This window comes from Novosphingobium pentaromativorans US6-1, assembly GCF_000767465.1.
In the GTDB taxonomy this organism is placed as follows: Bacteria; Pseudomonadota; Alphaproteobacteria; order Sphingomonadales; family Sphingomonadaceae; genus Novosphingobium; species Novosphingobium pentaromativorans.
In genome coordinates, this window is record NZ_CP009291.1 from 643,678 (window position 1) to 664,117 (window position 20,440).

17 protein-coding genes are annotated in these 20,440 nt (G+C 65.6%); 4 read left to right on the plus strand and 13 right to left on the minus strand.

Translation table 11 applies throughout. The annotated features are described in order from the left end of the window. Window positions 1-143: 143 nt before the first annotated feature. A complete protein-coding gene (locus JI59_RS02950) occupies window positions 144-1,427 on the minus strand; it encodes a citrate synthase (RefSeq protein WP_007015122.1) in 1,284 nt (427 codons plus the stop codon). A 13-nt stretch (window positions 1,428-1,440) separates the two neighbouring features. Further along, entirely contained in the window at window positions 1,441-2,895 is a 1,455-nt protein-coding gene (gene gltX / locus JI59_RS02955; RefSeq protein ID WP_007015123.1) for a glutamate--tRNA ligase, read from the minus strand. Between the two features lie 29 nt (window positions 2,896-2,924). Here gltX and JI59_RS02960 point away from each other — a divergent pair, with 29 nt between their 5' ends. Continuing rightward, complete coding sequence (locus JI59_RS02960; protein WP_007015124.1) at window positions 2,925-5,114, plus strand: ComEC/Rec2 family competence protein; 2,190 nt, start codon at window positions 2,925-2,927, stop codon at window positions 5,112-5,114. A 69-nt stretch (window positions 5,115-5,183) separates the two neighbouring features. Here JI59_RS02960 and lexA read toward each other — a convergent pair whose 3' ends face one another. The 9 genes from lexA to JI59_RS03005 form a co-directional block, all read right to left on the minus strand. Next, entirely contained in the window at window positions 5,184-5,879 is a 696-nt protein-coding gene (gene lexA / locus JI59_RS02965; RefSeq protein ID WP_007015125.1) for a transcriptional repressor LexA, read from the minus strand. Window positions 5,880-5,963: 84 nt separating this feature from the next. Next, window positions 5,964-7,187, minus strand: coding sequence for a molybdopterin molybdotransferase MoeA (locus JI59_RS02970; RefSeq protein ID WP_007015126.1), 1,224 nt, complete (start codon window positions 7,185-7,187; stop codon window positions 5,964-5,966). Continuing rightward, entirely contained in the window at window positions 7,187-7,669 is a 483-nt protein-coding gene (moaC, locus tag JI59_RS02975; protein WP_007015127.1) for a cyclic pyranopterin monophosphate synthase MoaC, read from the minus strand. The genes JI59_RS02970 and moaC overlap by 1 nt, the downstream gene beginning before the upstream one ends. Before the next feature lie 186 nt (window positions 7,670-7,855). Continuing rightward, window positions 7,856-8,644, minus strand: a complete 789-nt coding sequence (gene trpC, locus JI59_RS02980; protein WP_007015128.1) for an indole-3-glycerol phosphate synthase TrpC — start codon at window positions 8,642-8,644, stop codon at window positions 7,856-7,858. A gap of 48 nt (window positions 8,645-8,692) precedes the next feature. Further along, the gene (trpD, locus tag JI59_RS02985) at window positions 8,693-9,682 is read right to left on the minus strand and encodes an anthranilate phosphoribosyltransferase (RefSeq protein ID WP_007015129.1); all 990 of its coding nucleotides are present in this window, start codon (window positions 9,680-9,682) and stop codon (window positions 8,693-8,695) included. Continuing rightward, window positions 9,679-10,263, minus strand: coding sequence for an anthranilate synthase component II (locus JI59_RS02990; protein WP_007015130.1), 585 nt, complete (start codon window positions 10,261-10,263; stop codon window positions 9,679-9,681). The genes trpD and JI59_RS02990 overlap by 4 nt, the downstream gene beginning before the upstream one ends. After that, window positions 10,260-11,045: a phosphodiester glycosidase family protein gene (locus JI59_RS02995; RefSeq protein ID WP_007015131.1), complete on the minus strand. Its 786-nt coding sequence runs from the start codon at window positions 11,043-11,045 to the stop codon at window positions 10,260-10,262. The genes JI59_RS02990 and JI59_RS02995 overlap by 4 nt, the downstream gene beginning before the upstream one ends. Further along, window positions 11,042-12,553: an anthranilate synthase component I gene (gene trpE, locus JI59_RS03000; RefSeq protein WP_007015132.1), complete on the minus strand. Its 1,512-nt coding sequence runs from the start codon at window positions 12,551-12,553 to the stop codon at window positions 11,042-11,044. Before trpE ends, JI59_RS02995 begins: the two co-directional genes overlap by 4 nt. Before the next feature lie 18 nt (window positions 12,554-12,571). Then, window positions 12,572-14,521 carry a SurA N-terminal domain-containing protein gene (locus JI59_RS03005; protein ID WP_007015133.1) on the minus strand — a complete coding sequence of 650 codons (1,950 nt, stop codon included), beginning with the start codon at window positions 14,519-14,521 and terminating at the stop codon, window positions 12,572-12,574. Window positions 14,522-14,788: 267 nt separating this feature from the next. Between JI59_RS03005 and tpiA the strand changes: the two genes are divergently transcribed. The 3 genes from tpiA (at window position 14,789) to JI59_RS03020 (ending at window position 17,849) form a co-directional block, all read left to right on the plus strand. Then, on the plus strand, window positions 14,789-15,547 hold the full coding sequence (gene tpiA / locus JI59_RS03010) for a triose-phosphate isomerase (protein ID WP_013833747.1): 759 nt from the start codon (window positions 14,789-14,791) through the stop codon (window positions 15,545-15,547). Window positions 15,548-15,685: 138 nt separating this feature from the next. After that, window positions 15,686-16,090 (plus strand): preprotein translocase subunit SecG, encoded by a 405-nt coding sequence (secG, locus tag JI59_RS03015; protein WP_007015135.1) that lies wholly within the window; start codon window positions 15,686-15,688, stop codon window positions 16,088-16,090. Between the two features lie 130 nt (window positions 16,091-16,220). Beyond that, entirely contained in the window at window positions 16,221-17,849 is a 1,629-nt protein-coding gene (locus tag JI59_RS03020) for a CTP synthase (protein ID WP_007015136.1), read from the plus strand. Between the two features lie 98 nt (window positions 17,850-17,947). Here the strand turns inward: JI59_RS03020 and JI59_RS03025 are convergent, their stop codons facing one another. Then, window positions 17,948-18,289 carry an energy transducer TonB gene (locus JI59_RS03025; protein WP_007015137.1) on the minus strand — a complete coding sequence of 114 codons (342 nt, stop codon included), beginning with the start codon at window positions 18,287-18,289 and terminating at the stop codon, window positions 17,948-17,950. Window positions 18,290-18,359: 70 nt separating this feature from the next. Continuing rightward, entirely contained in the window at window positions 18,360-20,240 is a 1,881-nt protein-coding gene (locus JI59_RS03030) for a methyl-accepting chemotaxis protein (protein ID WP_007015138.1), read from the minus strand. Window positions 20,241-20,440: the final 200 nt, after the last annotated feature.

The following is a 20,440-nucleotide window of genomic DNA, read 5'->3' on the forward strand; positions in this document are numbered from 1 at the left end:
AGCTCATCGAGGTGGCCGGATTATGGCGGGTTGGCAAGTTCCGAGGTTCCACTTTCTCCGGCGCCCAAGAAAAAACCCCCGCTTTCGCAGGGGTTTCTCCTGGAGGCAGCCCTTGCAGGCGGCCCCGTCCGGATTGCCGGTTATCAGCGCTGCGACAGCGGCACGTAGTCGCGCTGCGTCGGGCCGGTGTAGAGCTGGCGCGGACGGCCGATCTTCTGGCCGGGATCCGAGATCATTTCGTTCCACTGCGCGACCCAGCCCACGGTGCGGGCAAGAGCGAAGAGCACGGTGAACATCGTGGTCGGAAAGCCGATCGCCGAAAGGATGATGCCCGAGTAGAAGTCGACGTTCGGGAAGAGCTTCTTCTCGACGAAGTACGGATCGTTGAGAGCGATTTCCTCGAGGCGCAGGGCGGTCTCGAACAGCGGATCGTCGACCTTGAGCGCCTCGAACACCTCGCGAACGGTGGACTGCATGACCGTCGCACGCGGGTCGTAATTCTTGTAGACGCGGTGGCCGAAGCCCATCAGGCGGAACGGGTCGTTCTTGTCCTTCGCACGCTCGATGTAGTGCGGGATCTTGTCCGGCGTACCGATTTCCTTGAGCATGTTGAGCGCGGCTTCGTTCGCGCCGCCGTGTGCCGGGCCCCAGAGGCAGGCGATGCCGGCCGCGATACAGGCAAACGGGTTCGCGCCCGACGAACCGGCGAGGCGCACGGTCGAGGTCGATGCGTTCTGCTCGTGGTCGGCGTGGAGGATGAAGATGCGGTCCATGGCCTTCTCGACGGCCGGGATCACTTCATACTCTTCCGCAGGCACGCCGAAGGTCATGCGCAGGAAGTTGCCGGTGTAGGACAGGTTGTTGTCCGGGTAGAGGAACGGCTGACCGATCGAGTACTTGTAGGCCATGGCCGCAATCGTCGGCATCTTGGCGATCAGGCGGTGCGAGCTGATCTTGCGGTGCTCGGGATCCGAGATGTCGGTCGAATCGTGGTAGAACGCCGAAAGCGCGCCGACGACGCCGCACATGATCGCCATCGGGTGCGCGTCGCGGCGGAACCCGCGATAGAACGTGGCGAGCTGCTCGTGCAGCATGGTGTGGCGGCTGATGGTGAACTCGAACTTCTCGAGCTCTTCCTTGTTCGGCAGTTCGCCGTTGAGCAGCAGATAGCTGACTTCCATGAACGACGAATTTTCAGCCAGCTGACCGATCGGATAGCCGCGGTGGAGCAGGACGCCTTCATCGCCGTCGATGTAGGTCAGCGCGCTTTCGCAGCTTGCAGTCGAAGTGAAGCCCGGATCGAACGTGAACATCCCGGTCTGGCCGTAGAGCTTACGGATATCGACGACATCGGGGCCGACGCTACCTTTCAGGACAGGGTAGTCGTAGTCCGCTCCACCTGCGGACAGTTTAGCCTGATCACCCACCAGTTCTTACTCCTTATACCTGTGACCCGGCCGGGACTTCGGCCTGTGCGGCAATGCGCGCGAGGCTTTCGTTCCTGCCGAGCAGAACCAATACGTCGAAAATTCCCGGCGAGGTCGTTTGACCCGTCAGGGCTGCCCGCAAGGGTTGCGCGAGCTTGCCGAGGCCCAATTGGAGGTCCCCGGCCATTGCTTTCAGGTTGGCTTCCAATGCCTCCAAAGTCCAGTCGGATTCCCCCGACAGACGCTCATGTATGATCGCCAGGCGCCCCCGCGCCTCGTCGGTCAGGAGAGCTTGCGCCTTCTCGCTCATCGCGAGAGGACGGGCGGCAAACAGGAAGGCGGCGCCTTCTGCAAGTTCGTTGACGTCCTTCGCTCGCACCTTGAGGACCGGCATGGCTTTCTCGAGCAGGACGGGATCTGCGTCTGCGAAGCCATTGGCCTTAACGAGCGGGACGACGAGTGCGGCAAGACGGGTGTCATCCGCCTCGCGCAGGTAGTGTCCGTTGAGATTCTGCAACTTGGCAAGGTCGAAACGGGCAGGCGACTTGCCGACATGGGCAATGTCGAACCACTCGACCGCCTGGTCGCGGGCGATGATTTCCTCGTCGCCATGTCCCCAGCCGAGCCGCAGCAGGTAATTGAACAGCGCTTCGGGCAGCACGCCCAGGTCATCGCGATAGGCATCGACGCCGAGCGCGCCGTGGCGCTTGGATAGCTTGGCGCCGTCCGGGCCGTGGATCAGCGGTACATGGCCGTAAGTCGGCACCGTCCAGCCCATGGCGCGGATGATGACAAGCTGGCGGAAGGCGTTGTTGAGGTGATCGTCGCCGCGGATGACGTGGGTCACGCCCATGTCGTTGTCGTCGACTACGACAGCCAGCATGTAGGTCGGCGTGCCGTCGGAGCGCAGGATGACGAAGTCGTCGATCTCGACGTTCTGGACCGTGACCTGTCCCTGCACGAGATCGTCGATTACAGTCTCGCCATCGCGCGGGGCCTTGATGCGCACGACGTAAGGGCGATCGTTCGGCCAGGTCGCGGGATCGGCGTCGCGCCATTCGCTGTCGATGCGGAAGGGGCGGCGTTCTTCCTGAGCCTTCTGGCGGCGCTCGGCGAGTTCCTCGGTCGAGAGGTAGCAGCGATAGGCGTGACCGGATTCAAGCAATTGCGCGGCCACTTCGGCGTGGCGCTGCGAGCGGGCGAACTGGAATACAGGTTCTTCGTCGCCTTCGAGGCCGAGCCAGGTCAGGCCGTCGAAAATCGCGTCGATGGCCGGTTCGGTCGAACGGGCGCGGTCGGTGTCTTCGATGCGAAGCAGGTACTTGCCGCCGTGATGGCGGGCGAAAAGCCAGTTGAACAGCGCCGTACGGGCGCCGCCGATGTGAAGGTAACCCGTGGGCGAGGGGGCAAAGCGCGTAACGACGGCTGACTGGCCGCTCGATCCGCTCGATGCACTGCCGCTTGCCATTGTAATTCCCTTCCTGTCCTATGTTAGCCATGGCCAGCCAAGCCACAGCCGGTGATGATGAAAATGCCCGCCACGGCCTTGTCGGGGGCGCTGCATTGCAGCATCGGCCATGGAACAGCAAGAGCGACTTGTCGAGGGTTTTGGCGGCCCTGGAACGATTTCTTTCGCAAGCCGGCTTCGATCGCGGGCCATGGCTGGTCGTCGCCTTCGCGGCCGGAATCGGCACATGGTTCGGGCTCCCCGGACCACTCTACTGGAGCGCATTTGCCGGTGGGGCCATCGCAATAGCGGCGCTCGCAGGATGGGTCTGGCCGGATCGTGAGCGTTTTGCGCAGCTGAGATTGGCGATATGCGCCGTTTTCCTCATGTTTTCTGCCGGTTGCCTCACCGTGTGGGCCAAATCTGTGCTCGCAGGACAAGAAGCGATCGAAAGGCCGATATCGGGCGTGTTCCTCGGCAAGGTCCTGGGCGTGGACGAGCAGCCGGCCTTGGAGCGCGTGCGATGGATCGTGGCCGCCCGAGAACCGGATTCGGGGGTGCCTATCAAGGTTCGCGTCAATGTTCCGGCCGACCCCGATGCCGCGCCCGTATCGCCTGGGGCAGTGATTCGCTTCGAGGCGCGGCTGATGCCGCCCGCCGCCCCGATGTTTCCGGGCGGTTACAATTTCGCCCGGACCGCCTGGTTCTCCGGACTTTCCGCAAGCGGGAGCGTGACGGGCAGGGTCACGATCGTTGAGCCTGGGACGGGCGACGACGGGATCGATGCCATGCGCACAGCGCTTTCCCGGCATGTGCGTTCCCGCATGGCCGGTTCTGAGGGCGGGATTGCCGCGGCGCTGGCCAGCGGAGACCGGGGCGGCATCCTCGAGGAGGATGCACAGGCGATGCGCGACGCTGGCCTCGCGCATCTGTTGGCAATCAGTGGACTGCATGTCAGCGCGGTGATCGGCGCCGCCTATTTTCTGGCCTTGCGACTTCTTGCGCTTTGCCCGGCACTGGCGCTGCGTTTGCGGCTTCCGGTCGTGGCAGCCCTGTGCGGAGCGCTGGCCGGGATCGCCTATACTGTGCTGACCGGATCGCAGGTGCCCACGGTCCGTTCCTGCATCGGGGCGATGCTGGTCCTGATCGCGCTGGCGCTGGGGCGCGAAGCGCTTTCGCTGCGGATGTTGGCGGTTGCCGGCTTCATTGTCCTGCTGGTCTGGCCCGAATCGCTGACCGGCCCCAGCTTCCAGATGAGCTTTGCCGCCGTACTCGCCATCGTGGCGCTGGCGACCTCCGGGCCAGCGCGTCAGTTCCTGGCACCGCGAGAGGAGTCGTGGCTCTCGCGGCTGATGCGCCAGGTAGTCATGCTCTTCGTGACGGGCTTCGTGATCGAAGTCGTCCTGATGCCGATCGGCTTCTACCATTTTCATCGCGCCGGTGCCTACGGGGCGCTTGCGAACGTGCTTGCGATCCCGCTTACGACTTTCGCGGTCATGCCCTGCATTGCCCTCGCGCTGCTGTGCGACATTGTGGGACTGGGCGGGCCGTTCTGGTGGCTGGCGGGGCAGTTCATCGACCTACTGCTTGGCCTCGCGCACAAGATCAGTGCGCTGCCGGGCGCCGTTTCGGTTCTGCCTGCCATGGGGACGGGCGGTTTCCTTCTGTTCGTAACCGGCGGATTGTGGCTCGGCCTTTGGAGCGGGCGCGTGCGGCTGCTGGGACTGGTGCCCGCCTGTTTCGGCATCGTCTGGCTCATCCTGCTCGAGCCGCCGGACATTCTCGTGACCGGCGATGGCCGTCATGTCGGACTGCTCGACGATAGCGGCGATGGGCTCGTCACCTTGCGCGACACCGGCAGCGATTATGTGCGCGACAATCTTCGCGAATTCGCAGGGATCGAAGGCGAATTGACGCCCCTCGCATCGTGGCCGGGTTCGAGATGCAATCGCGACTTCTGTTCGGTACGGATCGATCGAGCCGGTCGATCGTGGGACTTGCTGATCGCCAGAGGCCGCGACCAGGTGCCCGAGCGGTCGCTGGCAGCGGCCTGCGACAAGGCCGATATCGTCGTTGCCGATCGCTGGCTGCCATGGAGCTGCAAGCCGCGCTGGCTCAAGGCCGACCGGACCATGCTGGACAGGACCGGCGGGCTTGCCATCAGGCTGCGCGGCAAATCCGTCGAAACAGTGGCGGCAGGGCAGGGCCGCCATGGCTGGTGGAACCCGCGCGGGCCGTGATTTCGGCCCTGTCCGGAGAGTACGCCTTCCGGAGAGTACGCCTGAGCGGCACGCCTCCCCGGGGCAAGCTCAGTGATAGCGGCGCAGCAGCCCTGCGAGCTTGCCCTGAACCTCGATCTCGTCAGGGCCGTAGATCTGCGGTTCGTATGCGGCATTGGCGGGCACGAGGCGAACCATGCCGCCATCGCGCTGGAGATACTTGAGCGTCGCTTCTTCGCCGCGAACCAGGGCGACGACGATTTCGCCGTCGCGTGCGGTGTTGGTGCGACGGATCAGGGCAAAGTCGCCGTCGAGAATGCCGGCCTCGACCATCGAATCGCCCGAAACCTCAAGCGCGTAGTGTTCCCCCGAGCCGAGCAGGGCTGCCGGAACCGGAAGCATCGACTGGCCTTCGAGCGCCTCGATAGGAACGCCGGCAGCGATGCGACCGTGCAGCGGAATTTCGATGACGTCGTTCGCCGGTTCAGGCTTGCGTTCGGGCTGCTTGAGTGCGGCAAGGGCGTCTATGCCGGCAGGAGCGGCGGCCTTCGTCGCAGGCTTGCTGGTGACGTCTTCGGGCTGGCGCAGGATTTCCAGCGCGCGGGCGCGGTTTGGCAGGCGGCGGATGAAGCCGCGTTCCTCAAGCGCGGAAATGAGGCGGTGCACGCCCGACTTCGACTTGAGGTCGAGCGCTTCCTTCATCTCTTCGAAGCTGGGCGAGATGCCGCTTTCTTCAAGCCGGACCTGAATGAACTTGAGCAATTCATGCTGCTTGCGCGTCAACATCTTCGTTGCCTCTTTCTCTGCGTCCCCGAGCGTTGTTCTGCTTGTGAACAATGAGAGAACAATTAAGCAACAGATTCTGGAACGTCAAGCAATACCGCCGTTTTCGAGCAGGAACACCCGCACCGTGTCTCCGGGCGTGGCGGCCGGTGCATGCGCGGGGCGATCGATCAGCACATTGCTGGCCGCAAGGGCGCTGAGTGCACCGCTGTCCTGCAGCGTCATGGGCGCCACGCTCTCGCCGTTCCAGTAGCCGCGCAGGAATTCGCGGCGGTGGCCGATGGCTCTGAGAGATCCGTCCAGAACGGTCGAGATCTGCATTGGCAGCGAACGGTTTGCTCCGAGCATTGCGCGCAGCATCGGCAGGACGAAGAGATAGGCGGTGACCATGCTCGAAACCGGATTGCCCGGCAGGCCGATGATGATCTGCGTGCCGCCGCTGCTGCGTTCGCGCGTGGCAACGAGGATCGGCTTGCCCGGCTTGATGGCGACGCGCCAGAAGTCGAGCCTTGCGCCCCAGCGTTCGAGAGCCGGGCGCACGAGATCGTGATCGCCTACCGAGGCTCCGCCGCTGGTGACGATCATGTCGCAATCGGCGGCCTCGTCGAAAGCGCCGATCAGCGCATCGAGCGTGTCGGTCACGGGCCCGATTCGCTGCGCCTCGACCGGCAGGGCGCTGACCAGCGAGACCAGCATGGCGCCGTTGCTCGCGGGGATCTGGTGCGCAGGGCAGGTCTCCGGATCGGCGGCCAGTTCATCGCCGCTGTCGATCACCGCGACTTTCGGCATGCGGCGCACCGGCAGGTGGCGATGACCCGCGGAGAGGGCCAGCGCGATATGCGCAGGGCCGATGCGGACTCCTTCGCCCAGCACTTCTTGCCCCGCCGTGAAATCCATCCCGCAAGGGCGGATGTGCTTGTGCGGCGGTTCGGGCAGATCGCCGCTGAGAGTAATGCGGTCGCCTTCCCGCCCAAGGTCTTCCTGCAGGATCACGACGCCGGCATCGGCGGGCATGATCGCGCCGGTCGAGATCCGCACGGCCTCGCCCTTTTGCAGCGTGCCGGTAAAGGGGTGGCCTGCGGCGCTTTCACCGATCACCTGCCATGGCCCGGTGAGGTCGCCTTCGATCATTGCATAGCCGTCCATCGCAGAGAGATGAGCGGAAGGCTGGGTGCGCCGCGCCAGCAGCGGTTCGGCCAGGAAGCGGCCCAGCGCGCTTTCGACGTCGACGCGCTCGACCGCTAGTGCTTCGGCCAGTGCAAGCAGGCGGGCCTGGGCATCTTCGAGCGGGATCGGCGCGGGACCTGCCATCAGTGCCGGTCCTCCGCGCGCCAGGTCCCGGACTTGCCGCCGCGCTTCTCGATCAGGCGGATGTCGCCGATGACCATGCCCTTGTCGAGCGCCTTGGCCATGTCGTAGATCGTCACCAGCGCCACGGAAACGGCCGTGATGGCTTCCATTTCCACGCCGGTCTTGCCGGTGAGCGAGGCCGTCGCCGTGGCCCTGACGGCTTCGTCCTCGAAGCTGAAATCGACATTGATCGCATCGATGGCGAGCGGGTGGCACATCGGGATCAGGTCCCCGGTGCGCTTGCCCGCCATGATCCCGGCGATGCGCGCGGTGCCCAGCACGTCGCCCTTGGGGGCATCCCCGGCGCGGATCGCCGCGAGTGCCTCGGCCGACATCGTGATCCGCCCCGAGGCAATGGCGAGCCGCTGCGTCTCTGCCTTGGCGCCGACATCGACCATGCGCGCCGTCCCGTCCGAATCGATGTGCGTGAGGCTCTTGTTCATCTCAGACCTTGAAATCCTGATGAGGTTTACACGGTTTACACAGTCCAGAAGCGCCAGCGGAGCGGCCTCGCAGGACCGGTAAGCGTGCGGTTTCGGGGCCGGGTACATTCGCGCTCATGCCCCATGGATGGCAGATTTCCCGGCTGTAGGACAGGGTGGGCTTCGCGAATGCCATCGGCCCGAAGTTTATCCTTCGAGCAGCGCCCGCGTTGCCGCCTCGACATCGTCATGACGCATCAGGCTTTCGCCAACGAGGAAGGTGCGCGCGCCGCACTGCGAGAGACGCTGCAGGTCGGCATGGCCGTTGATGCCGCTTTCACTGACGAGCAGCGTGCCTTCCGGTGCGAGCGGGGCGAGCCGCTCGGTCGTGGCGATGTCGGTGACGAAGCGCTTGAGGTCGCGGTTGTTGACGCCGATCAGGCGCGATTTGAGCCGGGCCGCGCGCTCCATTTCATGCTCGTCGTGGACTTCGACGAGGCAGTCCATGCCGCGTTCGAGCGCGGCCGCCTCGATCTCGGCCATCAGCGTATCGTCCAGCGCGGCAACGATGATGAGGATGGCGTCGGCCCCGATCGAACGCGCTTCGGCGACCTGCCAGGGATCGACCATGAAGTCCTTGCGGATGACCGGCAGCGAGACCGCGGCGCGCGCCGCGACGAGATAGTCCTCATGGCCCTGGAAGTAAGGTGCATCGGTCAGGATCGAGAGGCAGGCCGCGCCGCCCTTTTCATAGGCGACGGCATGTTCGGTCGGGCGGAAATCCGGGCGGATCAGGCCCTTCGACGGGCTGGCCTTCTTGATTTCCGCGATGAGGGCGAACCCGCTCTCGGCCTTGCGGCGTAGCGCCGCCTCGAAGCCGCGCGGCGCGCTCTGGCCGGCAGCCTTCGCATCGAGCGCGGATAGCGAGGCAAGGGGCTTGCGGGCGGCGACTTCCTCGCGCTTGGTATCGCAGATCTCGGTGAGCTTGTTGGACATGGCGGGCCTTCGGTGCCTGATGCGGTTCGGTATGGGCGGGAAGCGGCGCTACTTGAGCGCGTCGATCCAGCAGTTGAGCAGGGCATTGGCGAGGCCCTTGTCGATGGCCTCGGCAGCTTCCTCGACGCCTTCCCGCCAGGTCTTTGCTTCACCGGCGACAACAAGCGCACCGGCCGCGTTGAACAGCACGGCATCGCGATAGGCGCCCGCCTCGCCCATGAGCAGGCGGCGCAGGGCCTGGGCGTTGTACTGCGGATCGCCGCCGCGAATGGCATCGACCGGCGCGACTGGCAGCCCCGCGTCGGCGGGCGAAACGCGGCGCATGGCCAGTTCGCTGCCGGTCACTTCCGCAACTTCGTTGCCGCCTGCAAGGCTGAGTTCGTCGAGGCCTTCATCGCCGGAGACGACGAGCGAATGCTCGGTGCCCAGGCGAAGGATCGCCTCGGCATAGATCGGCACGTAGGCGGGCCGGGCGATGCCCACGAGCTGGCGGCGGACCTGCGCCGGATTGGCAAGCGGGCCCATCAGGTTGAAGATCGTGCGGCGCCCCAGCTTCTTGCGTAGCGGCATCAACCGCCCAAGCGCCGGGTGGTGGCGGGCGGCGAAGAGGAAGCAGATGCCAAGGTCGGCCAGTGTCGCCTCGGCGGTTTCCACGGCGCGGTCGAGATTGAGACCGAGCGCCTCGAGCGTGTCGGCGGCGCCCGCCTTGGAACTGGCCGCGCGGTTGCCGTGCTTGGCGACCGGCACGCCGCAGGCGGCAACGACCAGCGATACGGCAGTCGAGACGTTGAGTGTGTGATGACCGTCACCGCCGGTTCCGCATACGTCGATGGCATTGGCGGGGGCGACGATGGGGATCATCCGTGCCCGCATGGCGCGTGCGGCGCCCGCGATCTCGCCGGCATTCTCGCCCCGCTCGGAAAGTGCGACGAGAAACGCGGCGATGTCCGCCTCGGGCACGTCGCCGTCAAGGATCGCGGCGAAGGCGGCTTCAGCTTCGGCTTCCTCGATCGGATGGCTGGGATCGGGCAGCGTCATGCGACGGCCCTGGTCTCGATGCCACACAGGCGCAGGAAGTTCGCCAGCATGTCGTGCCCGTGCTCGGTGGCGATGCTTTCCGGGTGGAACTGCACGCCGTGGATCGGCAGGCTTGCGTGGCGGAAGCCCATGACGTGGCCATCGTCGGAGCGGGCGTTGACCAGCAGCGTCTCGGGAATGTCCTCGACGATCAGCGAGTGATAGCGCGTCGCGGTGAAGGGTGAGGGCAGCCCCTCGAACACGCCGGTATTGTCATGCGTCACCGGCGAGGTCTTGCCGTGCATCAGCCCGCCGCGCACGACCCTGCCGCCGAAGTACTGGCCGATCGACTGGTGGCCCAGGCACACGCCGAGCAGCGGCTTTCCGGCATCGGCCGCCGCACCGACGAGGTCGAGGCTGATGCCTGCCTCGTTCGGGGTGCATGGCCCCGGCGAGATGAGGAAGCCCTGCGCCCCGCTCGAAATCGCCTGTCCGGCCGAGAGCGCATCATTGCGCACGACTTCGACCTCTGCCCCCAGCTCCATCAGGTAATGGACGAGGTTCCAGGTGAAGCTGTCGTAGTTGTCGATGACGAGGATCATGATTTGCCCTTTGCCCTTTTCTCGACGACGATCAAGGGGCCGAGCGGAGGTCCGCCATCGACGCGGCCCATGTGCGGGTCCCACAGGGAAGAAACGCTGCCGTCGAGGAACAGCGCATTGGGGCAGTCCAGCGCGTCGCGGAAATAGCGGGCGAGCCTGCCGAAGGAGATCGGTTCGTCGGAAATGACGAAGTGCGCGTTTCCGTCGCGGTCGACGCCCACGCCATTGCGCAGCTTGAGCGACTGGCCGTCGGGCGCGATGCGGGGATGCAGCTTTCCGGCGATGACCAGCATCGGCCCCGACTGGGTGCCAAACTGCGGGCGGTGCGAGACGCTCTGGGCAAAGTCCTCGCTGGTGCGAACGGCCCAGTGGCCGTCGGTATCGCCATAGAACACGCCGTTGGGCAGAAGGTGGAAGTTGCCGTAGCCCTCGTTGCGGTTGAGCGTGTGCAGGCGATTCCCGTCCTCGACGTAGTAGCCGATCGGCTGCCCTTTCTCGTCGAACATGCCTCCGTTCATCGCAAAGGCGACTTCATGGCTCATTTCCGGCCGGTCGACCGCGAGCTGGGAAAGGCTGCGGTAGGGCACGCCACCCTTGGGGCCCAGAACCATGTGGATGGTGTGGCGGCCCGGCTCTGCGGTGCAATGGGTGAGCGATGCGCCCTCGAAGCTGGCGGCCTCGCACGGCGGCGGCGGCGGCGCCGCGGCTTCCTGCTTCGCATCGCCCGAAGAACAGGCGGCGAGCAGCAGCGCCAGCAGCAGGGCGGGCGCCGTACGGGTCACTGCCCGAAGCCCGGCTCTCCTGCGACACGGACCGCTTCGCGCGCGGCAGCGAAAAGGGCGCCGGACTTGGCTTCGCATTCGCGCTGTTCGTAGGCCGGGTCGCTGTCGGCAACGATGCCCGCGCCCGCCTGGACGTGGAGCACGCCGTCCTTGAGCACGCCGGTGCGCAAAACGATGCACGAATCGACCGAACCGTCGGGCGCGAAATAGCCGACCCCGCCAGCATAGGCCCCGCGCGTTTCGGGTTCGAGTTCGGCGATGATCTCGCAGGCATGGACCTTGGGCGCGCCCGAGACGGTGCCGGCCGGGAAGCCGGCGAAGACTGCGTCGATGGCATCGTGCCTGGCGGTGTCGAGCCGGCCGACCACGTTCGATACGATGTGCATCACGTGGCTGTAGCGCTCGATCGTGTAGCTGTCGGTCACTTCGACGGTGCCCGCCGCAGCCACGCGGCCGACGTCGTTGCGCCCCAGGTCGAGCAGCATGAGGTGTTCGGCGCGTTCCTTGGGATCGGCCAGCAGGCTCGCCTCGTTGGCCTTGTCCTCGGCCGGGGTCTTGCCGCGCGGGCGGGTGCCCGCGATCGGGCGGATCGTGACTTCGCCGTCACGCACGCGCACGAGGATTTCCGGGCTCGATCCGACCAGCGCAAAGCCGGGCAGGTCGAGGAAATAGAGGAACGGCGAAGGGTTCACCCGGCGCAGCGCGCGGTAGAGCGCAAGCGGCGGCAGCGGGAATTCGCAGGTGAAGCGCTGGGCCAGCACGACCTGGAAGATGTCGCCGGCCTGGATGTACTCCTTGGCCCTGAGCACCATCGCCTTGTAGTCGTCGGCCGCCATGACCGGCGTGGGCTCTGGTATTGCCAGGTCGGGCTGGGCCGGAGCGAGCGTGGCGGGCACCGAGAGGCGGCGCAGCGCCTCGTCGATGCGCTCCGCGGCGGCTTCGACCACGCGATCCGGCGAACCGGCGTCGGGCCAGACCGGCGCCACGCAGAACAGCTCGTCGCCGAGGCGATCGAACACGAGGATCAGCGAAGGCCGCACGAACAGCATGTCGGGCACGTCGAGGCTGCTTTGCGGCGCGCGCGGCAGCTTCTCGACAAGGCCGATGGTCTCGTAGCCGAAATAGCCGACGAGGCAGGCGAGCGCCTTGGGCAGTTCGGCGGGCACGTCGATGCGGCAGGTCTCGACGAGGTTGCGCAGTTCGGAGAGGCTGTCGCCGGGCAGAGCCGCGAAGGCGTCCTTGTCGGACTTCCACTTGCGGTTGATCTCGCAGCTGGCGCCGCTGGCACGGAACACGAGGTCGGGATCGAGCCCGATCAGGCTGTAGCGCCCGCGCACTTCGCCGCCTTCCACCGATTCCAGCAGGAAGTCTCCGCGACCGTCCTCGAACAGCCGCAGGGCCGCCGCGACCGGCGTCTCGGTATCGGCGACCAGCTTGCGCCAGAGCAGGGCGGGGCGCCCTTGCTCCAGTTGCTGCCGGACCGTGTCTCTATCCGCTTCGCGCTGCATCGTCGTTCCTGCCTGCGCTTACTGGGCCGAACCGGTGCCGGCGAGTTCGTCGCGCACGGCCTTGATCGCGGCGGCATTCTTGGTGACGCCCACGTCCTTGCGGATCGCCTTGCCGAGTGCGTCGGCATAGGCCTGGCCGAGCTGCTGGCCGAGTTCCTTCTGGGTATTGGCGACCAGATCGTCGGAATCGATCTTGGCAGGGTCGATCTTCTTGAGGGCCACCACGAACCAGCCGCGTTCCTGCGGGGCGGCCTGCACCTTCACCGTGTTCTCGGCCATGTGGAACATGAGCGAGATCGGTGCCGGGACCTGGCGGCCGTTCTGGATCGCGGCGGTCAACGTGGGACGCGACATCGTGACGGGCTGGATCGGCGGCAGGCGCTTGCCGACCGACGCCATGGCCTTTTCGAGCGCGGTGCCCTTCTTGACCTCGGCCTGGACCTTGAGCGCGGCGGCCTTGGCGGCCTGCGAGCCCTTGTCCATCGACCAGGCGACCTTCACGTCGTCCTTGATCTCCTTGAGCGGAGCCGGCGCGGACGCGTCGATCTCGCTGACGTCGTAGATCATGAAGGTCTTGCCGCGTTCGACTTCGGCGACCTGCGGCTGCTCTTCCTCCATCGAGAAGGCGGTCTTGAGCACCGGGGCGATGACGTCGGGCGCCTTTTCGCCGGGCTTGAGATAGACCTGGCCGTCGGCGGTGATGGGCGCGGTGGTCTGCACCTCGATCCCGAGCGACTTGGCGACTTCGATCAGGTTGGCCCCGTCGGCGAACTTGTCCTCGAGGCTGGCGAGTTCGTCGGTGAAGGCGGCGCGGCGCTTTTCCTGCTCGATCTGCTTGGCCAGTTCGTCCTTCACTTCGGCAAGGGTGCGGGCAGGCTTTTCCTGCTTTTCCTCGACGCGGATGACGTGCCAGCCCAGCGGGCTCTTCTGCGGCACGGCGAGCTTGCCGGTATCGGCGGCGAAGACGGCATCGGCGACGGCCGGCGAGAACTGCTCGCTCAGATCGGTCTTGCTGAAGAATTCGAGCCTGGCTGCCGACAGGCCCTTTTCCTTAGCCGCCGCTTCGAGCGACTTGCCGCCGTTCACTTCGGCGACGATCGCCTTGGCAGCGGCCTCGGTCGGCACGATCAGCTGGGTGATACGGCGCTTGTCCTGCGCGGCGTACTGTGCCTTGTTGGCATCGTAGCGTGCGGCGATTTCCTTGTCGGTCGGCGCGGCGGGAGCCTTGATCGCGTCTTCACCGAAGGTCGCGTAACGGATCACGCGGCGCTCGGGCCGGATGAATTCGTTGATGTGGTCCTTGTAGAAGGCCTGGATCTCGATGTCGGTCGGGTCCTTCTCGGGCATGAAGGCCGAGGAAGGGAAGGCTGCGATCGTGCCGGTGCGGCTCTCGCCAAGCAGCGAGGCATAGCGCCTGGCGGCATCCTTCGACATAACCGCGCCGTACTGCGCCGGAACCAGCAGCTGCTGCGAGACGAGGCCCTGGGCGATGTCCTCGCGCAGGACCTTCTCGGTCAGGCCCTGCTGCGCGAGCGCCTGGCGGAAGGTGTCCTGGCTGAACTTGCCGTCAACGCCCATGAAGCCGGGGATCTGCGTGATCTCGCTGTCGATCAGGCGATCGCCTGCAACGACGCCCTGCTGCTTGCCGAAGACGAAGAGCGCTGTGCGGTCGATGAGATCGTCGAGGACCTGCTCGACTCCGCCTTCTGCGACCATCAGTTTCATGGTTGCGGTGGGCTGATTGCGCTTCACGCGCTCCAGCGCCGCGCGGGCCGACTGCGTCAACTGCGGGGCGTCGATACTTTCCTTGCCCACGGTTGCGACCTTCGTTCCGCCGCCGAGGCCGGCCGAGGAACTGAGGCCGGCGATATCGCCGCTGGCGAATGCGAGCGCGATGACGACGAGCATGATCAGCGCGACAGCCGCACCGATCTTGGATTTGAGCATTGAACGGAAGAAAGTGAGCATGGATCCGTGCCGATCAGCGATGACTTGAGCGAAAACGAAGGTTTCGCAGGAAACGGCCGCAGGCTTTAGGGGCGCTTGCGCGTTACTGCAATGCCGACTCGTATGTGATTGCTTGAGCGACACACAGGAAAGTTTTACCTGAACGAAGGCTGCATGAGTTTTGACAACCGAGGTCCGCCTGTCCTAGCTGCGCGGCGCAAGCGGAGCGGCGATTCTTTGGCTGGACCGAAGGCGGCGCTGCGCACTTGATGAAATCAAGGGTTGGAAATGGCTGGACTGCCTTACATCGTCGGTAACTGGAAAATGAACGGCACGCGCGCGATGCTCAACGAGGCGCGCGCGATTGACCGGGCGGCGGCACGCTTTCCCAAGGTGCAGGTCGCGGTCGCGCCGCCGGCGACGCTGATCTATCGCACGCGCGACGCAGCGGCCATCATCGGCGTGGGCGGGCAGGACTGCCACGCCGAAGAGAGCGGCGCCTTCACCGGCGACATCTCGGCACAGATGCTCAAGGACGCAGGCGCGGACTTCACCATCGTTGGCCACTCGGAGCGCCGCACGCTCCACGGCGAAAGCGATGCTGACGTCAAGGCCAAGGCGGAGGCTGCGCTCGGTGCGGGCCTCGGCGTGATCCTGTGCGTGGGTGAAACCGAATCCCAGCGCGATGCCGGCGAGGCCGAAACGGTCGTCGGCGCCCAGCTCGAGGGTTCGTGTCCGCGTGTCGACGGCGCACCGGAAAAGCTCTCGGTCGCTTACGAACCGGTCTGGGCCATCGGCACCGGCCGGGTGCCTTCGGTTGAGGACGTGGCCGCGATGCACAAGGCGATCCGCGCAAAGCTCGTCGCGCTTTACGGCGAGGGCGGTGCGGACGTGCGCATTCTCTATGGCGGCTCGGTAAAGGCCGACAATGCCGCGGAACTGCTGGCCGTGCCCGAAGTGGGCGGCGCGCTCGTCGGCGGGGCAAGCCTGTCCGCCGAGAGCTTCCTCGCGATCGTCGGCGCAGCCGCTTCGCTGGACGCGGACTGATCGATAAAGTGCTGCAGGGCCCGGCATTGATGGCCGGGCCTTGCGAAAACCCGTTGACGGGTTGCGCCGCGAAGGCGTTGCGCCTATCTGCGCGACGTGTGATGCGGGCTTGATGCTCCCCAGAAGGCTGAGACTGAGATGTTCCTTTTCCTGACCGTCCTCCAGGCGCTCATTGCAGCGGCGCTTGTCGGTGTGATCCTGATGCAGAAGTCGGAAGGCGGCGGTCTGGGCGTCGGTGGCGGCAGCCCCTCGGGCCTGATGTCCGCGCGCGGCGCAGCCAACTTCCTGACCCGCGCGACTTCGGTTCTGGCCGTTCTCTTCGTGGTCCTGAGCATCATCCTGGCAGCGCTTGCCGTCGATGTGACCACCGGCCGCGATATCGACACTTCGCTTGAACGCGGCGCTGCTGCGCCGACGGCTCCGGCACAGCCGGCCGATCCTCTTGCCGGCGCGGCGAATCCCGCCGCGGCACCGGCCCGGGGCGATGGCACTGCGCAGCAGGCGCCGGCCGACGATCCGCTTTCGGGTGCTGCCAAGCAGTAATTCCGAGGCATTTCCCGTAACCGAAATGCCGTCTGGCAGTGGCAGGCGGCATTTCATGTAGTATTGACCTGTGGATTCAGGCTCTGGGCGCTTGCCTATGGGCCTCCATGCAATTTAAGGCCCGACTCCCATGGCGCGGCATATTTTTATCACCGGCGGCGTGGTTTCCTCGCTCGGCAAGGGGCTCATGGCAGCGAGCCTCGCGGCTCTCCTGCAGGCACGCGGTTTCCGCGTCCGCATCCGCAAGTTCGACCCTTACCTCAACGTCGATCCGGGCACGATGAGCCCGTACCAGCACGGTGAGGTCTACGTGACTGACGACGGGGCCGAGACCGACCTCGACCTTGGCCACTACGAACGCTTCACCGGCGTATCGGCCCGTCAGAGCGACAATATCACCTCGGGTCGCATCTATCAGGACATCATCGCCAAGGAGCGCCGCGGCGACTATCTCGGTGCCACCGTGCAGGTCATCCCGCACGTCACCGACGCGATCAAGAACTTCGCGATGTCCGATACCGACGACCTCGATTTCGTGCTGTGCGAAATCGGCGGCACCGTCGGCGACATCGAGGGCCTGCCCTTCGTCGAGGCCATGCGCCAGCTGCGCAACGAGATGGGCCGTGAGCAGAGCTGCTTCGTCCACGTCACGCTGGTGCCCTACATCGCGGCGGCGGGCGAGCTGAAGACCAAGCCGACGCAGCACTCCGTGCGCGAATTGACCGGTCTTGGCATCCAGCCCGACATCCTGCTGTGTCGCTGCGACCGCGAACTGCCCGAAAGCGAGCGCCGCAAGATCGCGCTGTTCTGCAACGTGCGCCGCGAAGCCGTTATCCCGGCGCTCGACGCACCGAACATCTACGCGGTGCCGCTGCAGTATCACCGGGAAGGCCTCGATGCCGAAGTCCTGCACCATTTCGGACTGACTTCGCCGGCGCCCGACATGGCGCGCTGGGACGAGGTGACCGACCGCTACGAACATCCCGAAGGCGAAGTGACCATCGGCGTCGTCGGCAAGTACGTCGGCTTGCCCGATGCCTACAAGTCGCTCAACGAAGCGCTCGTTCACGGCGGCATGGCCAACCGGGTCAAGGTCAACATCAAGTGGATCGATGCCGAGCTGTTCGAGAAGGACGATGCCGAGATCGCGGCCGAGCTTGAGCCGATGCACGGCATTCTCGTGCCCGGTGGCTTCGGCGAACGCGGTACCGAGGGCAAGATCGCTTCGGTGCGCTTTGCGCGCGAGCGCGGCGTGCCGTTCTTCGGCATTTGCCTCGGCATGCAGATGGCCTGCATCGAAGGCGCGCGTTCGGCCGGCATCGCCCAGGCGAGCTCGACCGAATTCGGCCCGACGAGCGAGCCGGTAGTGGGCATCATTACCGAATGGATGGGCAAGGACGGCCTGGAGCAGCGCGCTGCCGGCGGCGACCTTGGCGGCACCATGCGTCTGGGCGCCTACCAGGCGGAGCTTTCGCCCAACAGCCATGTGGCCTCGATCTACGGTTCGACGACGATCAGCGAGCGTCACCGCCACCGCTACGAAGTCAACGGCTCGTATCGCGAAGCGCTGGAAGGCGACGGATTGATCTTCTCGGGCATGTCCCCCGACGGCTTGCTGCCGGAGATTGTCGAGCGTCCGGACCACCCGTGGTTCGTGGGCGTGCAGTTCCACCCGGAACTCAAGTCCAAGCCGTTCGATCCGCACCCGCTGTTCAAGGGCTTCATCGCGGCGGCGCTGCAGCAGGCGCGCCTCGTCTGACCTGACCGGCGACAGTTATCGCGAAATGAAAAAGGACCGGCCGCAGGGCCGGTCCTTCTCGTTTGGGGCGATGCCTTTTCAGGATCTCGTCGACAGGATCAGAGCAGCTTCCAGGTCAGCGGCAGGACGACCGAGCTGGTTCCGCTCGGCGGCGCGGGCAGGTTGCCCATGCGGGAGAAAACGGCTTCGGCTTCGCGGTCCAGCGCGCTCGAGCCCGAGGTCGCCACCAGTTCGGTACGCTCGACCTTGCCCGAGGACGAGACGTAGACCTTGACCTTGGCCGTGCCTTCCTCGCCGCGCATCTGCGCCGTGCGCGGATAGGTCTGCTTGGAAGCGACGGAGCGCTTGACGGTGTTGAGCCAGTCGTCGGCCATGGCGGGCGCCGCCGTCATGGCGAGGACCGAAGCGACCGCGGCGGCTTTGAGAACGATATTCTTCATGCACTCACTCCACTGTTATGGGAATGACCGGCCCCACCGGCAGGCCACCCGTTTACTCATCTTGAAAGCTTCAGAAGTCCGACCAGTCATCGAGGTCCAGTGCGGCATTGCCGACGAAAGCCGGAGCAGCAGCGGGCAGGCTACGCGCAGACGCTGAGGCCATGACCGGTCCCGCGTTGCCGATGCCATCCCTGGCAGCGCCGCCCGCATTGTCGTTGAGACCCTTGCCGTCCTTGATCCGGAACGCGGCCATCTGGGTCATGAGCTGCTGCGTTTCCTCGGACAGGCTGCGGCTGCCGGCCGAGCTTTCCTCGACCATCGCGGCATTCTGCTGGGTGAAGCTGTCCATGCCCGCGACCATCGTCGAGATTTCCGAGATGCCCTCGGCCTGCTTCTCGGCGGCCCCGGCGATCTCGTCGACCAGGTTGGAGACGGTGACCACTTCGCCGACGATCTGGCGCAAGGCTTCGCCGCTGCTCTCCACGAGCGCAACGCCATCGCCGACTTGGCGGCTGCTGCGGTCGATCAGGGTGCGGATGTCCTTGGCGGCATCGGCCGAGCGCTGGGCGAGGGCGCGCACTTCGGTGGCGACCACGGCAAAGCCCTTGCCGGCCTCACCGGCACGAGCCGCCTCGACCCCGGCATTGAGCGCGAGCAGGTTGGTCTGGAAGGCGATGCCGTCGATGGCGCCGATGATCTCGGACATCTGGCGCGAGGTCGTCTCGATGCTGCGCATGGCGTCCACGGCCTCGTGCGCAATGCCTTCCACCCGGTCGGCCGTCTCGCGGGCGACGCCAAGGCGCGAGCTGGTCTGGCGCGCGTTCTCGGCAGTGACGTGCACCACGCTGGTGAACTCGCTGAGCGTCCGCGACGTGTCGGCAAGCGAGCTTGCCTGCTTCTCGGTCCGCTCGGCAAGATCGGAGGTCGCCGTTGCGATCTCGTTCGTGCCGATGCGGATCGACTGGCAACCATCGATGATGCGGCCCATCGTATCGCCCAGGCGCGAGACCGCGACATTGAAGTGCTCGTGCAGCTGCGCCAGCGAGCCGCGCGCTTCGGGAACGCGGTGGATGAGGTTGCCCTTGGCCAGTTCGGCAAGGCCATTGCCGATGGCATCGATGGTGATCTGGAGCTCGCGGGCGCGCTCCTGTTCCTCGTGCGCGCGCTGCTGGTCGGTTGCTACAAGCCGCTGGAAGTTCTCCAGCGCGCGGGCCAGGCTGCCCAGTTCGTCGCGGCGGTTGCTGCCCGGGATGAAGACATCGATGTCGCCGTCGATCAGGCTGCGCACCGATTCGGAAAGCTGCTTCACTGGCCGCGCGATCGATCGCATGAGGAAGAGCATCAGGCCGATGGCGCTCAGTACGCCGGTGATCGCGGCCACGAGCATGACATGGCGGGCATTGGCATGGATTGCCTCGCCTTCCGCGGCTGCCGCCTTGGCGGTGGAGGCGTTCAGGTCGATCAGGTTCAGGAGCTGATCCTCGATCGCATAGAAGGCATCGAGCCCTTCGCCGTCGAACATGTCGACCGCAGCGGGCTTGTCGCCCTGCGCCAGGTTCAGGATCGCGTCGTTCTGCTGGACGTAGGCCTGCCAGCTTTCCCGTACGCCCTTGAGCGATTGCAGCGTCTCGGGGCGCTTCACGTGCTTGGCGTAGTCGGCGAGGACTTCGTCGATCACCGCGCCGGAGTTGCGCAGGACCTTGACCTGCCGCTCCCATGTCGGGGTGCCGGCGGCCTTGACCGTGTCTTCCTGGTGGATGCGATATTGCGAGACGTAGGCATGCAGGTCGCCCAGCGCGCGGGACGCTGGCAGGGCGTTCTCGTTCAGCTCCTCGGTGAGGGCATTGACCTCGCCGATCTGCTTGAGCGCGAAGGCTCCCATTGCACCCATGATCGCCAGCAGCAGGCCGAAGGCGAGTATGAGGCGGTGACTGATACGCAATCGATTCATTGCTCTTGAAATCCCCCCATGTTTCCCAATGAGGGGTTACTTAGCGCGCAAGTGTTCGATGCAGTTTAAGCCGTCCTCGTGTCCTGCCCCTTATTTGTTTGTTTCTAAGCGTTTAAACAATCTTGCGGGCATACTTCGGGTAATGGTTAAATCGAAGTTGCCGCAGCGCGCGTCCGGCGCGGCGAACAACGGGGCGACCA